Origin of the sequence: Nonomuraea sp. NPDC050404, assembly GCF_040655495.1 — a bacterium.
Lineage (GTDB): Bacteria > Actinomycetota > Actinomycetes > Streptosporangiales > Streptosporangiaceae > Nonomuraea.
Genome location: NZ_JBFAKB010000019.1, coordinates 221,054 through 235,368, shown reverse-complemented (window position 1 = coordinate 235,368; position 14,315 = coordinate 221,054). Strand labels below are relative to the sequence as shown.

General features: G+C 70.8%; 12 protein-coding genes. 11 read left to right on the top strand and 1 reads right to left on the bottom strand.

Annotated elements, in window-relative coordinates; translation table 11 throughout:
* Positions 1–61 precede the first annotated feature (61 nt).
* The 10 genes from ftsW (at position 62) to AB0I81_RS42195 (ending at position 11,649) form a co-directional block, all read left to right on the top strand.
* The gene (ftsW, locus tag AB0I81_RS42240; protein ID WP_360669740.1) at positions 62–1,264 is read left to right on the top strand and encodes a putative lipid II flippase FtsW; all 1,203 of its coding nucleotides are present in this window, start codon (positions 62–64) and stop codon (positions 1,262–1,264) included.
* Positions 1,265–1,276: 12 nt separating this feature from the next.
* The gene (gene murG / locus AB0I81_RS42235) at positions 1,277–2,353 is read left to right on the top strand and encodes an undecaprenyldiphospho-muramoylpentapeptide beta-N-acetylglucosaminyltransferase (RefSeq protein ID WP_360669661.1); all 1,077 of its coding nucleotides are present in this window, start codon (positions 1,277–1,279) and stop codon (positions 2,351–2,353) included.
* A complete protein-coding gene (gene murC / locus AB0I81_RS42230; protein WP_360669658.1) occupies positions 2,350–3,747 on the top strand; it encodes a UDP-N-acetylmuramate--L-alanine ligase in 1,398 nt (465 codons plus the stop codon). Before murG ends, murC begins: the two co-directional genes overlap by 4 nt.
* Before the next feature lie 115 nt (positions 3,748–3,862).
* The gene (locus AB0I81_RS42225; protein WP_360669655.1) at positions 3,863–4,531 is read left to right on the top strand and encodes an FtsQ-type POTRA domain-containing protein; all 669 of its coding nucleotides are present in this window, start codon (positions 3,863–3,865) and stop codon (positions 4,529–4,531) included.
* A gap of 336 nt (positions 4,532–4,867) precedes the next feature.
* Positions 4,868–6,328, top strand: coding sequence for a cell division protein FtsZ (gene ftsZ, locus AB0I81_RS42220; protein ID WP_360669652.1), 1,461 nt, complete (start codon positions 4,868–4,870; stop codon positions 6,326–6,328).
* A gap of 168 nt (positions 6,329–6,496) precedes the next feature.
* On the top strand, positions 6,497–7,189 hold the full coding sequence (locus AB0I81_RS42215) for a YggS family pyridoxal phosphate-dependent enzyme (protein WP_360669649.1): 693 nt from the start codon (positions 6,497–6,499) through the stop codon (positions 7,187–7,189).
* Positions 7,190–7,326: 137 nt separating this feature from the next.
* Entirely contained in the window at positions 7,327–7,827 is a 501-nt protein-coding gene (sepF, locus tag AB0I81_RS42210; protein ID WP_360669646.1) for a cell division protein SepF, read from the top strand.
* Positions 7,828–7,909: 82 nt separating this feature from the next.
* Positions 7,910–8,197 carry a YggT family protein gene (locus AB0I81_RS42205; RefSeq protein WP_360669643.1) on the top strand — a complete coding sequence of 96 codons (288 nt, stop codon included), beginning with the start codon at positions 7,910–7,912 and terminating at the stop codon, positions 8,195–8,197.
* A 105-nt stretch (positions 8,198–8,302) separates the two neighbouring features.
* Complete coding sequence (locus AB0I81_RS42200; protein ID WP_360669640.1) at positions 8,303–9,181, top strand: DivIVA domain-containing protein; 879 nt, start codon at positions 8,303–8,305, stop codon at positions 9,179–9,181.
* A gap of 281 nt (positions 9,182–9,462) precedes the next feature.
* A complete protein-coding gene (locus AB0I81_RS42195; RefSeq protein ID WP_360669637.1) occupies positions 9,463–11,649 on the top strand; it encodes a hypothetical protein in 2,187 nt (728 codons plus the stop codon).
* A 301-nt stretch (positions 11,650–11,950) separates the two neighbouring features.
* Here the strand turns inward: AB0I81_RS42195 and AB0I81_RS42190 are convergent, their stop codons facing one another.
* The gene (locus tag AB0I81_RS42190; protein ID WP_360669634.1) at positions 11,951–12,523 is read right to left on the bottom strand and encodes a dihydrofolate reductase family protein; all 573 of its coding nucleotides are present in this window, start codon (positions 12,521–12,523) and stop codon (positions 11,951–11,953) included.
* A gap of 75 nt (positions 12,524–12,598) precedes the next feature.
* Between AB0I81_RS42190 and AB0I81_RS42185 the strand changes: the two genes are divergently transcribed.
* Entirely contained in the window at positions 12,599–14,287 is a 1,689-nt protein-coding gene (locus tag AB0I81_RS42185) for a PLP-dependent aminotransferase family protein (RefSeq protein ID WP_360669631.1), read from the top strand.
* The last annotated feature ends 28 nt before the right edge of the window (positions 14,288–14,315 follow it).

Genomic DNA, 14,315 nt, shown 5'->3' with positions numbered 1-14,315 from the left:
CGCCAAGGCCAAGGCCGCGCAGGAGGGCCCGGGGAAGTGGGCGCGCGAGCAGCTCGGCACGCTGAAGGAGCTGCTCGACAAGCCGCTGACCACCTACTACCTGATCATCATGTGCAGCGCGCTGCTGCTCGCGCTGGGGCTGATGATGGTGTTGTCGGCCTCCAGCATCGAGGCGCTGCACAAGACCGGCAGCCCGTTCTCGTGGTTCATCAAGCAGTCGATGTCGGCCGCGATCGGCGTGCCGGTGATGTACCTGTGCTCGCGGCTGCCGGTCAAGTTCTTCCGCTGGGCGGGCTATCCGCTGATGGCTCTGTCGATCTTCGCGCTGGTCATGGTGCTGTTCATCGGCTCCTCCGAGCTGGGCGCGCAGCGGTGGATCTACATCGGCCCGCTGACCATCCAGCCGTCGGAGCCGGCCAAGCTCGGGCTCGTGTTGTGGGGCGCCGACCTGCTGGCCAGGCGGGCGCGGCAGGGCCGCATCGAGTGGCGGCAGATGCTGATCCCGCTCATGCCCGGCACCGCGCTGCTGGCCGTCATGGTCATGCTCGGCCGCGACCTGGGCACCACGCTGGTGCTGTTCATGATCTTCCTGGCGCTGTTGTGGGTGGTGGGGGCGCCGGTCAAGCTGTTCGGCGGCATCATGGCGCTGGCGGTGCTGGCGGCGGTCATCATGATCAGGGTGGAGCCGTACCGGATGGCGCGCATCGGCGCCTTCCTGGATCCGTGGGCCGACGCGCAGGGCGCCGGCTACCAGGCGGTGCAGGGGCAGATCGCGATGGGCTCCGGCGGCTGGTTCGGGCTGGGGCTGGGCGAGAGCCGGCAGAAGTGGAGCTGGCTGCCGCACGGCGAGAGCGACTTCATCTTCGCCATCGTCGGTGAGGAGCTCGGCCTGATGGGCACGCTGATGGTGGTGGCGCTGTTCGGGCTGCTCGGCTACGCCGGGCTGCGCGTGGCCGTACGGGTCAACGACGCCTTCACCAGGCTCGCCTCCGCCGCCATGGTGGCCTGGATCGTGGGCCAGGCGACCGTCAACATCGGGGCCGTGCTGGGCGTGCTGCCGATCACCGGCATCCCGCTGCCGCTGGTCTCCTACGGTGGTTCGGCGCTGCTGCCCACGCTCGCCGCCCTGGGCATGCTGCTGGCGTTCGCCAAACGCGAGCCGGGAGCGCGGGAGGCCTTGGCCGCTCGTGGCCCCGGACCGGCCGCCCGGGCTCTAAGCTGGCTTGGCCTGGGGGGTACGTCCAAAGGCCGAGCAAAACGTTAGGGAGTGACCGAGATGAGGGTGGTCCTCGCCGGTGGGGGGACAGCCGGGCACATCGAGCCCGCGCTCGCCCTTGCGGACGCGCTGCGTTATCTGGACGCCGGTGTCGGCATCACCTGTGTGGGCACGGAGCGCGGCCTGGAGTCGCGCCTTGTGCCTGCCAGGGGCTACGAGCTGGAGCTGGTGCCGGCCGTGCCGCTGCCCAGGGCGATCACTCCGAGCCTGCTCACCGTGCCGGGCAGGCTGGCAGGAGCGATCAACGCGACCGCGGGCATACTCGACCGGGTCAGGGCCGACGTCCTGGTCGGCTTCGGCGGCTACGTGGCGACGCCCGCCTACCTGGCGGCCAAGCGGCGCGGCGTGCCGATCGTCGTGCACGAGGCCAATCCGCGCCCGGGCCTGGCCAACCGGCTGGGCGCCCGGCTGACCGACCACGTCTTCAGCGGCTTCCCCGACGGCACGCTGCCCAAGGCCGAGTACATCGGCACGCCGCTGCGCCGCGAGATCGTCACGCTGGACCGGCTGTCCACGGGCGACAAGGCGCGTTCCTGGTTCGGGCTGGAGAACGACCGGCCGACGCTGCTGGTGTTCGGCGGCTCGCAGGGCGCCAGGTCGATCAACGAGGCCGCGCTGGCCGCCTCGCCCGTACTGCGGCAGGCCGGGGTGCAGGTGCTGCACGTGCTGGGCCCGAAGAACGGCGTCGATCGCGAGCCCCCGCCCGGCGACCCGCAGTACGTCCTGCTGCCCTACGTCGACCGGATGGACCTCGCCTACGCCGCCGCGGACTTCGCGCTGTGCCGCAGCGGCGCGCTGACCTGCGCCGAGCTGACCGCGGTCGGCCTGCCCGCCGCGTACGTGCCGCTGCCCTACGGCAACGGCGAGCAGCGCATCAACGCCGAGCGCATCGTCAGGGGCGGCGGCGGCCTGGTGGCCGACGACGCCGAGCTGACGCCCGAATGGATCATCCACAACGTGCTGCCCATCCTCCGCGACCCCGAGCGGGTCGCCTTCATGTCGGAGGCCGCCTCCAGACTGGGGAGGAAGGACGCCGATCTCATGCTTGCCAGGAAAGTGTTGGAGATAGCCCGATGAATCTCGTCAAGCTGGTCGATCCCGTCTCCGTGGAAGAGCTGGGGCGGGTGCACTTCATCGGCATAGGCGGCGCCGGGATGTCGGGCATCGCCCGCATCCTGCTCAAGCGCGGCGTGCGGGTGACGGGCAGCGACGCGCGCAGCTCCGAGCTGATCACCGAGCTGCGCGAGCTCGGCGCGACCGTGCACATCGGGCACGCCGCCTCCCACATCAGGGACATCGACACCGTGGTCGTCTCCACCGCCATCCGCGACTCCAACCCCGAGCTGGGCGAGGCGCTCAAGCAGGGCCTGCGGATCATCCCGCGGGCCGCCGCGCTGGCCTCGGTGATGGCCGGGCGCACCGCGGTCGCCATCGCGGGAACCCACGGCAAGACCACCACCACCTCGATGCTCACCGTGGCGCTGCAGAAGTGCGGCGCCGACCCGTCCTACTGCGTGGGCGGCCAGCTCGTCACCACCGGGCTCGGCGCCGACGACGGCCAGGGCGGCGTGTTCGTGGCCGAGGCCGACGAGAGCGACGGCTCCTTCCTCATGCTGGCCCCCGACATCGCCGTGGTGACCAACGTCGAGGCCGACCACCTCGACAACTACGGCGACCCGCGGGCCGTGCACGACAGCTTCGCCAGGTTCGCCGAGCGGATCGGCTCGCTGCTCATCGCCTGCGCCGACGACCCGGGCTCGGCCGAGCTGGCGCGGTGGGCCGCCGGGCGCGGGCTGCGGGTCAGGACGTACGGGCTCCAGGGCGCCGACCACCGGGTGACCGACGTCAGGCCGGACGGGTTCGGCACCGTGTTCAGCATCGAGGGCAGGGGTGAGGTACGCCTGGCCGTGCCCGGGGCTCACAACGCGCTCAACGCCACCGCGGTGATCGCCGTGGCCGACGAGCTGGGGATCCCGTTCGAGGAGATCAGGGACGGCCTGGGCGCCTTCACCGGGGCCAAGCGGCGCTTCGAGGCCAAGGGCGAGGCCGGCGGCGTCGCGGTGTTCGACAGCTACGCCCACCACCCGACCGAGCTGGCCGCCGACCTGCGGGCCGCCCGCGACGTGGTGGCCTCCTACTCCGGCACCGGCCGGGTCATCGCGGTCTTCCAGCCGCACCTCTACTCGCGCACCCGCTTCTTCGCCGACGAGTTCGGGGCCGCGCTCGGGCTGGCCGACGAGGCCATCGTGCTCGACGTGTACGGCGCCCGCGAGGACCCCGAGCCCGGGGTGTCGGGGGCCATGGTCGCCGGGCGGGTGCCGCTGCCGCCGGAGCGGGTGGCGTACGCGCCGGACCGGTCCGCGGTGCCGGCGCTGGTGGCCGACCGGGCGCGGCCCGGCGACATCGTGCTGACGATGGGCGCGGGCGACATCACGGAGCTCGGGCCGCAGATCGTCGCGCGCCTGTCCTGAGCCTGCGCGGGGCCGTCATCTTGGGCGTGGCGCGTGGGTGTTGGGCCGCGTGGCGGCGTAGGTTCGGTGCCTACACGGGCCCCCGTTCAGGCATGGGGCCGATGGCGGGAGGGCGATGAAGGCGCGCACGGCGTTCCTGGTGCTGCTGACGGCGGGGGTGGTGGGCACGGCCGCGTGGCTGGTGTTCTTCTCGCCCGTGCTGGGGGTGCGCTCGATCGACATCGTGGGAAATATCACAGTGCCGAGCGAGCGTATCAAGCAGCAGGCCGGCGTGGCGGACCTGCACCCGCTCGCCACCGTGAACCTCGCCGACGTCGAGGGCCGCGTCATGGGCATCAGGCAGCTCGCCTCCGCCAAGGTGGACCGGATCTGGCCGGGCACGCTCAAGATCGAGGTGGTCGAGCGCGAGCCGGTCGCCGCCGTGCAGTCGGGGCAGCGGGTGGCGATCGTCGACGGGCAGGGCGTGGTGATCGAGCACAGGTCCGTCGCGCCGCCGATGCTGCCACTGCTCAAGGTGGACCGCCCCGTTCCGGGCGACCCCGTCATGGCGGCGGCGCTCAAGGTCGTCCAGGCTGTGCCGGGCGAGGTGGCGGCCAAGGTCAGGCAGGTGCGCGCGGCGAGCGCCGAAGGCGTGACGCTGGAGTTGTCGGACGGCCGCACCGTCCTCTGGGGCGGGCCCGACCGCCCCGAGGAGAAGGCGCGCATTCTCAGTTCGCTGCTCAAGCGCGAAAGAACGGCCAAGTCGTACGACGTCAGCTCCCCCGACGTGGTGACGCTGAAGTGATCGTGATCGTCAGGGTCTGGCAACTCAGCGGCAAGGGCATCGCCGAGCCTGTGCGAGACGCGGCTCACGGCGTGAGAGCCTGTAAGCGGGACTTTCGGCATGGGAGGGTCGCCACCAGGCGCGACCGTGGCGCGAAACGGACAGCCCGCGACACGCCGGACGTGCTTGCGGCGCGGTTAGTTGACCCGCCTGGAGCGTAACTCCTACTGTCCGTATCAATCCTCAGGTTGACATAAATCTAAATCTCAACCTGAGGTTGAGAGTTACCCGAACTGACAAAAAGCGGAGATGATCCGCACCGAAATGGCAAGTCAACGAGCGGAAAGGCCCCTCGTCGTGGCAGCACCGCAGAACTACCTCGCGGTCATCAAGGTCGTCGGCATCGGCGGCGGCGGAGTCAACGCCGTCAACCGGATGATCGAAGAGGGACTCAAGGGCGTCGAGTTCATCGCGATAAACACCGACGCCCAGGCGCTGCTGATGAGTGACGCCGATGTGAAACTCGACGTGGGCCGCGAGCTCACGCGCGGACTTGGCGCGGGCGCCAACCCCGATGTCGGCCGCAAGGCGGCCGAGGACCACCGTGAGGAGATCGAGGAGGTCCTCAAGGGGGCCGACATGGTCTTCGTCACGGCGGGTGAGGGTGGCGGCACCGGCACCGGCGGCGCGCCCGTCGTGGCCAACATCGCCAGGTCGCTCGGCGCGCTCACCATTGGTGTCGTCACCAGGCCGTTCAGCTTTGAGGGACGGCGCAGGGCCTCGCAGGCGGAAGCGGGCATCGAGACGCTGCGCGACGAGGTCGACACCCTGATCGTGATTCCCAACGACCGGTTGTTGTCGATCTCGGATCGGCAGGTGAGCGTGCTCGACGCGTTCAAGGCCGCCGACCAGGTGCTGCTGTCCGGTGTGCAGGGCATCACCGACCTGATCACCACGCCCGGTCTGATCAACCTCGACTTCGCCGACGTCAAGTCGGTCATGTCGGGCGCGGGCTCGGCCCTCATGGGCATCGGCCACGCCCGCGGCGACGACCGCTCGGTGGCGGCGGCCGAGATGGCGGTCTCCAGCCCGCTGCTGGAGGCCAGCATCGACGGCGCGCACGGCGTGCTGCTGTCCATCGCGGGAGGTTCCGACCTCGGCCTGTTCGAGATCAACGAGGCGGCCCAGCTCGTCTCCATGGCCGCCGCGCCCGACGCCAACATCATCTTCGGCACGGTCATCGACGACGCGCTCGGCGACGAGGTCCGCGTGACGGTGATCGCGGCCGGCTTCGACGACGTGCCGGGCCCGGCGGTGAAGGAGGCGCCCCGCCCGGCGGGCCGTACCGCCGCCGCGGCGCAGCCCGCCGCGCCGCCTCCGTCGTCGCCTGTGCGGCCGAGCGTGCCGTCCCCGAGCGTGAAGTCCGAGCCGCCCGCGGCGCGCCCTGAGGTGCGTCCTGAGCCCCGCCCGGAGCCACGTCCGGAGTTCCGCCCCGAGCCCCGTCCGGAGCCGCGCGCGGAGTTCCGTACGGAGCCGCGTCCCGAGCCGCGCGCGGAGTTCCGTCCCGAGCCGCGCGGTGACTTCCGGTCCGAGCCGCGCCCCGAGCCGGTGCGCCCGGTGGAGCCGGTACGGGCCGCCGAGCCCGTGGACGAGCCGGACGACGAGCCCTCGGGCCCCGTCTCGATTCCCCGGCCCGCGCCCGAGCCCGCCAACCCGCCCACGCCCATCACCTCCCGCATGTCGGACCCCCCCAAACGTAATCGGGTGATCTTCGAGGAGCAGGAAGAGGAACTCGACGTTCCCGATTTCCTCAAATAGCCGTCAACAGCAGGACCGCCTGACGCCGCTCCCACAGGGACCAGAGGGAGCGGCGCCGTCGTGCTCAGGGCATTGTGGAATCGTCGTACGGGATCCTCGTGCGGGACCGCGTACGGGCGGGGACATCGGCGCAGTGGGCGAGGCATCGGTAGTGAGGGGGAGAGGCACGTGAGAAGGGACGAGATCGCGGCCGGTCTCGCCGAGGTCGACGCGCGCATCGCCGAGGCGTGCCGCGCGGTGGGACGCGACCGCGGAGAGGTCACCCTGATCGCCGTCACCAAGACGCGGCCCGCCGAGGACGTGCGCATCCTGGCCGAGCTGGGTGTGCGCGACGTCGGCGAGAACCGCGACCAGGAGGCCGCGGTCAAGGCGCGCGAACTCGCCAAGCTGTCGCTGACCTGGCACTTCGTCGGCCAGCTGCAGACCAACAAGGTCCGCTCCGTGGTCGGGTACGCCGACGTGATCCACTCCGTGGACCGCCTCAGGCTCGTGGAGGCGATCAGCAAGGAGGCCGTGCGCCAGAGCCGCACGGTCGGCTGCCTGCTGCAGGTGGCGCTGGACGACGACCCCGCCAGGGGCGGCGCCCGCGCGGCCGACCTGCTCGAACTCGCCGACGAGGTGGCCCTGGCCGAAGGGGTGTGGCTGGGCGGCGTCATGGCCGTCGCGCCGCTGGGCGAGGATCCGGTCAAGGCCTTCGCCCGGCTGCGGGACCTGGCACTGCGCGTCCAGGAGCAGCACCCGCGCGCCACGATGATCTCCGCCGGCATGAGCGAGGACCTCACGGAGGCCATCGCCTACGGCGCGACACACGTGCGGGTCGGTACGGCGTTGCTCGGTCGTCGAAAGCCCTTCGTCAGGTAATGTCCCCTCAAGTGGGTCTTCAGGCCCATGACCAAGTAGAGGTCGATCAGCGGTGAGCTCCAGGGGGTACGCCTACCGCCTCGGACACGGCGACGGGCCCGAGCGAGTGCGACCATGAGCAGGAGGACGACGTAGCGATGGCCGGCGCGATGCGCAAGATGGCGGTCTACCTCGGTCTCGTGGAGGACGACCGCTACGAGAGGTACGAGACCTACCCCGACGACTACGCCTACGAGGACGACGCCCAGCGCACCGGCGAGGAGCGTCCCGTGGCGGTGCAGGACCGCGACGACGAGCCCGAAGCAGGCGCCGTCGCGCCCAGGCCCACCACGACCGTACTCGAACGCCGCACGACGGATCTGGCCCGGATCACCACGCTGCACCCCCGCACGTACAACGAGGCGCGTACCATCGGAGAGCACTTCCGGGACGGCACCCCGGTCATCATGAACCTGACCGAGATGGTTGACAGTGACGCCAAGCGGCTCGTCGATTTCGCGGCAGGTCTGGTCTTTGGCCTACATGGCAGCATTGAACGTGTTACCAACAAGGTGTTCCTGTTGTCCCCTGCCAATGTCGAGGTGACCGCCGAGGACAAGGCCCGAATCGCGGAACGCGGGTTCTTCAACCAGAGTTAGAGTCTCTGTATGACTATCGGACCCAGCCAGCCCTCTCCCCGGGGTCTGGCGGGCACACCAGAAGTGGAGGCGCGGCCGGACCGTGGAGATCATAGGTGGGATCTTGGTCGTTGCCCTGTCTCTCTACCTGGTGTTGCTCATCGGCAGGATGATTTTTGAGACGGTGCAGGCTTTCGCCCGTCAGTGGCGCCCTTCCGGCGTCGTCCTGGTGCTGGCGGAGGCCACTTACACCGCAACTGACCCGCCCCTCAAGTTCCTCCGCCGTTTCATTCCTCCGCTCCGGTTGGGTACGGTGGCCTTTGACCTAAGCTTCACTGTCCTGTTCATCGTGGTGCTGCTGTTGATCAACATAGCCGGGATGCTGCGATGAACCGAGCCGGTGTGGCTCCGGTCGTGATCCAACTCGTGTCCGCGCTGAGGTGATTCGGGTTACCGTCCTCCGGACAGACTCCAAGCGCGCCAAGGAGACCAAAAAATGCCGCTGACGCCCGCTGATGTGCGGAACAAGCAGTTCAGTACCACCCGGCTGCGGCCGGGCTACGACGAGGAAGAGGTCGACGCCTTCCTCGACGAGGTGGAGGCTGAGCTCGACCGCCTGATCCAAGAGAACGAGGAGCTCCGCGCCAAGCTGGCCGAGACCCTGCGCGGGAAGGTGCCGGGCGGCATGAACATGCCCATGGCCTCCGCCCCGGTCCAGGAGCAGCCCAAGCCGGAGATGATGGCACCGCCGCAGCCGGAGCCCATGCGGGCCCCCGAGCCGCCGCCGATGCAGCAGCAGCCTCCCGCGCCCGTGGCCATGAACATGCCTCCCGCCGAGGACAACATGGACACCGCGGCCCGCGTGCTCGCGCTCGCCCAGCAGACCGCCGACCAGGCGATCTCCGACGCCCGCCGCGAGGCGGACGAGACGGTCACCCGCGCCAGGCGCGACGCCGACGAGATCCTCACCAAGGCCCGCCGCCAGGCCGAGCAGGTCATCGGCGACGCCCGCGCCCGCGCCGAGACGCTCGAGCGCGACGCGCAGGAGCGTCACCGTCAGGCGATGGGCTCGCTGGTGCAGACCCGCGACGAGCTCGAGCGCAAGGTCGAGGAGCTGCGCAGCTTCGAGCGCGAATACCGCAGCCGCCTCAAGCTCTACCTGGAGAACCAGCTCGCCGAGCTCAACGTCTCCGCCGAGGGCAGCGGCGGGTTCCCGGTCATGTCCGGTGGTCCGCAGGGTCAGGCTCCCGCCATGTCGCACGCCGTGTCGCAGGGTGGACAGCCGCCTCTTCCCGGTGGTCCCAGCCCGTTCGGCGGCGAGGCTCCGCAGGGTGCTTTCCCCGGTGGTGACGGCCCGCACAACGACCGCAGGTAAAATAAGGGTCACTGGGATCTGGCACCGGACTTCGCCAGGGATGCTTCGCTCTCGTTCTGTCGGTCTCGTCCGTTGGGGTTTGCTGTGACGGCGAAAGCCAAGCCGTCGTGTTCGACGGCCTCAGGGCATGAGGTCGCGGCGCGGGGAGCCCTCCAGGCGCCGGCCGGGGCCGTGAACCGCGAACCACCTGGAGCAACCCGGGAATCTCGGTCCATCTCGGGCCGGGAGGATGTCAATCGAAAGAGCCCCCTGTGATCCTTATCAGTGCTGGTTTGGTGCTCGTGGCAGTGGTACTGCTGATCGCGGGCTTCGTACTGGCGAAACCGTTCCTGATCATGTGGTCCATCGTGGTCAGCGTGCTGTCCGCGCTGTTCCTGGTGATCGGGGCGTTCCTGCGGCGGAACGAGCTTTTTCCCGGAGGTGGGCAGGCCGCTGCGCCGGCCACCCCCTCGAAGGGGCTCATGCCGTCCACGCCGACGTACACCCAGACCGGCCCCATGTCCCACCACCACCACCACCAGCCGCCGCCCCCGCAGCAGCCCCGACCGCAGCCGAGGCCGCCGCAGCGGACCGCGACCGTACCGGCTCCCGCTCAGCGCCGTCCCGCGCCGGGCGGCATCACGCCGGACGCGATCGTGCTGGTGATCCCGGGACGCAAGCGCTACCACGTCCCCGGCTGCAGGCAACTGGCCGGTCGGGAGCACGAGGAGCTCACGTACGAGGAGGCACGCGAGGAGGGTTTCACGCCCTGCACGACGTGCCTGCCGGACGCAGCGCTCGGCGGACGGCAGCTGCCGCCTGCCGCCGACCCCGAGCCTGCCGTCGCCGTGGACCTGTCCATGGAAGGCCCCACCGAGAACGCGGCCAAGAGCACCACCAAGAACTCCGCGGAGACCCGCGACCTGCGTCCGCCGGTCACTTCGCCGAAGCCCGACCCGAAGGCTTCCACCCCCAGCCCGGAGCCGGCCGCCGCCCAGGAGGAAGGCGCCACCGGATGGTTTGGCCGTCCGCCGGCCGGCCAGGGGACACCCTCCGCCGCCCCCGAATCGGATTCGGATGACGAGCAGGCGGAGCAGACTGCTTACTACCGGCCGCAGCCGTTCGCGCGCAGGCCGGACTCCGCTCCTCCGGGCACCTCTTCGCCCGACGAGCCTTCTACTTCTTCTTCCGCTTCTTCCGGTGATGAGACCGGGACCCCGCCCGGCAACGGCAGGCCGGTCGGCAAGGCGCAGGGAACGGCAGGCAAGCCCGCCCAGCCCGGCGCGGCCGGCGCTTCGCCTGGGCAGCCCCGCCCGTCCGGCCCGAGGCCGGGCCAGCCCTCCGAGCCGGCTGATCGGCCCGGGAACGCAGCTGAGCGGCCCGGTCGGCCTGGGAACGCCTTCGAGCAGTCGGGTCGGCCCGGAAACGCCTCCGACCAGTCCGGTCGGCCTGGGAACGCCGCTGAGCGGTCGGGTCGGCCTGGGAGCGCGGCCGGGCGGCCCGGACAATCCGGGAACGCGGGTGAGCGGCCCGGGCGGCCTGAGGCTGGGGCCGGGCAGGCCGGTGCCAAGAGCGGCACGTCGGCCGCCACGCCAGAGCAGCCGGGCGGCGCGGGAGCCGCCAAGCGAGGACAACAGACCAGCGGTGCCCGGCCCGGCCAGGCCGGTGGGGGCGTGGGTGGTCAGGCCGGTGGCAAGCCGAGGGCCGGTGCTGAGGGGCGGCGGGATGATGAGTCGCCGGGGTCCGATACGGCGCCGCAGCCTCGGGTGACCGCGTCCGGGATGCCGGAGCCGTCCAACGGGGCTGCCAAGCCGGCCAAGCGTCCGTCCGGGCCCGCCGAGCAGCCGTCCTCGGAGACCGTGGTCCTGCATGAGCGGCCCGCGTCCGCCTCCGAGTCCACGGCCAAGCCCGGCGGACCGTTGCCCGCCGGCGCGCCCGGCAAGTCGTCCATCCCCAAGCCCACGGTGGTTCCGGGAAAGACCGGGACCGAGCGTCCGCCTTCCGCCAAGGACGGTGTCTCCAAGGGCGAGGCGCCGAGGAGCGAGGAGAGAGGCCCGTCACCCAAGGGTGGCGCCGCATCCCCTGCGACTCCGGCGACCCCAGGTGCTCCCAAGGCCGCGACTTCACCGGTCCCCAAGGCCACGACCCCGAAGCCCGCAGCGGCGGCGACCCCGAAGCCCGCGACTCCGACACAGAAGCCCGCGACTCCGACGCAGAAGCCCGCGACTCCGGCTCCGAAGGCCGGGGTCTCCGGGGGTAAGGCCGGTGACGAGGCCGCCAAGGGGAGTGCCGGGAGTGAGAGCGACAGGGGCGAGCGCTCCGGCACGGTCAAGGTCATCGTCGGCACCCGGCGCTACCACAGCACGAACTGCCCGTTGATCCGGGGAGCGGGTGAGACCGGCGTGGAGACGATGACCCTCGCCGCCGCGGAGGCGGCCGGGCTGACGAGTTGCTCGGTATGCCAGCACGATCGCGAGACGGTTGGCTGAGGGGTCGCCACGCCACCATCGTGAGACGGTTGGCTGAGGGGCTGGCACCATCGTCTGGGTGATTGGTTGGCACCATCGCTTGGCGGTTGGCTGGTGGGTCAGCATCGTTGTCCGGCGGTTGGTTGATGGGTCGGGACCGTTGCCCGGCGGTTGATTGACGGGGCAGCACGGTCGTCCGGTGGTTCGCTGAGGGGTTGGCACGATTGCGGAACCGCCGGTCCCCGGTCGGTTGGGGTGGTTGCCCTGCGGGTCGGCCTTCGTTGCGCTGTGAGACGGCGCGACGTCTACCGTCATCGCTTGGTCAGCCGGTGGGGCTCTTCGCCCTTGTGGCGGGCCGGTACCGTACGTTGACGGTCGCCATGGGGTCGCTCTGGCCCACGTGGTGGAGGTTGATCGGCTCGCTGCCGGGGTTGTCGTAGAGACGGATGCCCTGGCCGAGCAGGACGGGCATGATGTGCAGGTCGATTTCGTCGATCAGCCCCAGGTCGAGAAGCTGACGCCCGATGGTCGGCGAGTGCACTTCGAGGTTCTTGCCCCCGGCCGCCTCCAGCCCGATCCGTACGGCCTCGGCCGGGTCGCAGGTCAGGAACGTGACATCGTCGGCGGGTGTGGCGTCCTCGGGGTGGTGGGTGAGTATGAAGATCGGCCCCGTCCAGTCGCCGCCGTAGGGGCGGGCGTCGGGCATGGCGTCCCACCCGTCCCGGCCCCCAAGGACGGCACCGGTGGTGCGCGCGTACTCATCCTCCAGGCCCGGTCTGTCCGTCCCCGTCATCCAGCCCATCTCGTGCCCGGGTCCTGCCACGAACCCGTCCAGGGACATCGCGAAGTGGAAGAGCACTTTCCCACTTGCGGTCTGCGGCTCGGTGTCGTTCATCTGGCGCCTCCTATGATCTCTTGGCAGGTCACTCAGCCTGGCAGAAATCGGTACACGCCGATAAGGTCCGATTCTGTGGGCCGATCGAGGACCAATTCAGGGCTTGCCGAGGACCTGCTGATCGAGCTGGACCGTGACTCCGGGGTGTCGCTGCACCGGCAGATCGAGGCGTCCATCCGCGCCGGCATCCGGTCCGGCCGGCTGCGAGCGGGCGCGTCACTGCCCCCCACCCGCACCCTCGCGGCGGGCCTCGGGGTTTCCCGCGGTGTGGTGGTGGAGGCGTACCAGCAGCTCACCGCCGAGGGCTACCTCGCCAGCCGATCGGGCGGCTACACCCAGGTCGCCGCATCGATCCCGCCGACCACCACCGCTGCCGGCGGCCCAGGCTCCGCGGCTTCGATGACGCGCCCGGACAGGCGCGGCACCGGTTCCAGCGTCGCGGCCAGTGCCGGTCTCAGCGCCGGTCTCAGTGCCGGTCTCAGTGCCGGTCCCGGCGTCGGTCCCGGCGATGGTCTTAGCGCCGGTCCCAGGGCCGGTTCCAGTGTTGGTTCCAGCGTCGTGCGCGGCACCCATCCGAGTGCCGGTTCCAGCGCTGTGCGCGGTACCGATCCCAGTGCTGGTCTCAGCGCCGTGCGCGGTACCGGTTTCGACGGCGGTCCCGGCCCCAAGTTCAGGGTTGACTTCGGGTATGGGCGTACCGATGTGTCGCAGTTCCCTCGGGCCGCCTGGCTGCGCTCGGTGCGTACCGTGCTCACCACCACGCCCAACGACCGGTTCGCCTACCTCGACGGGCGTGGCGTGCCGGAACTGCACGAGGCCCTGTGCGACTACCTCGACCGGGTACGCGGTACCGCCTCCCACCCGGATAACGTGGTGATCTGCAACGGCTACGGGCAGGGCATCTCGTTGCTGATCCAGGTGCTCGTCGGGCGCGGTGCCAGGCGGATCGCGCTGGAGGACCCGTCGTCCAACGATGACGCCCGGGTGCTGGCCGGCGCCGCCGGTCTGGACGTGGTCGGCATTCCGGTGGGCCCGGACGGCGTACAGGTCGATGCGCTTCATCGGGCCGAGGCGGACGCGGTCGTGCTCACGCCGTCGCACCAGTGGCCCACTGGAGGGGTGCTGTCGGCCGCGGCGCGGGCCGAGGTGATCCGCTGGGCCGAGCGCCGCGGCGCGCTGGTGATCGAGGACGACTATGACGCGGAGTACCGCTATGACCGGTCGCCGGTGGGCGCCATGCAGGGCCTGGCGCCCGATCATGTCGTCTACTGCGGTACGGCCAGCAAGACGCTCGCGCCGGGGCTGCGGCTCGGCTGGCTGGTGGTGCCCGCTCACCTGGTCGCCGACGTCGTCGAGGCGAAGGTGCTCGCCGATCGCGGTTCGCCGGTCATCGACCAGCTGACCTTCGCCGACTTCCTCGCGCGCGGCGAGTTCGACCGTCACCTGCGCCGTATGCGCCCTGTCTACCGCCGTCGCCGCGACGCCCTGCTGAACGCCCTGCGCACGCACCTGCCCGAGCTGGAACCGGCCGGGATCGCCGCAGGTCAGCATGTGGTCGCGTGGCTGCCTCCCGACCTCGACGAGGCGATGGTGGTGACGGCCGCGGCACGGCACGGGCTCGGCATCAACGGCGTCGGCCCGTACCGGATCACCGGCACCGGACCGGGCGGCCTCATCTTCGGCTACGCCATTCTCAGTGAGAGCGCCATCGCCGAGGGGGTCGCGCTGCTGGCGACGGCCATCCGCGAAGTACGCGGACCCTGATCCGGCGCGGGCGCGTTCCGCCGGTGGC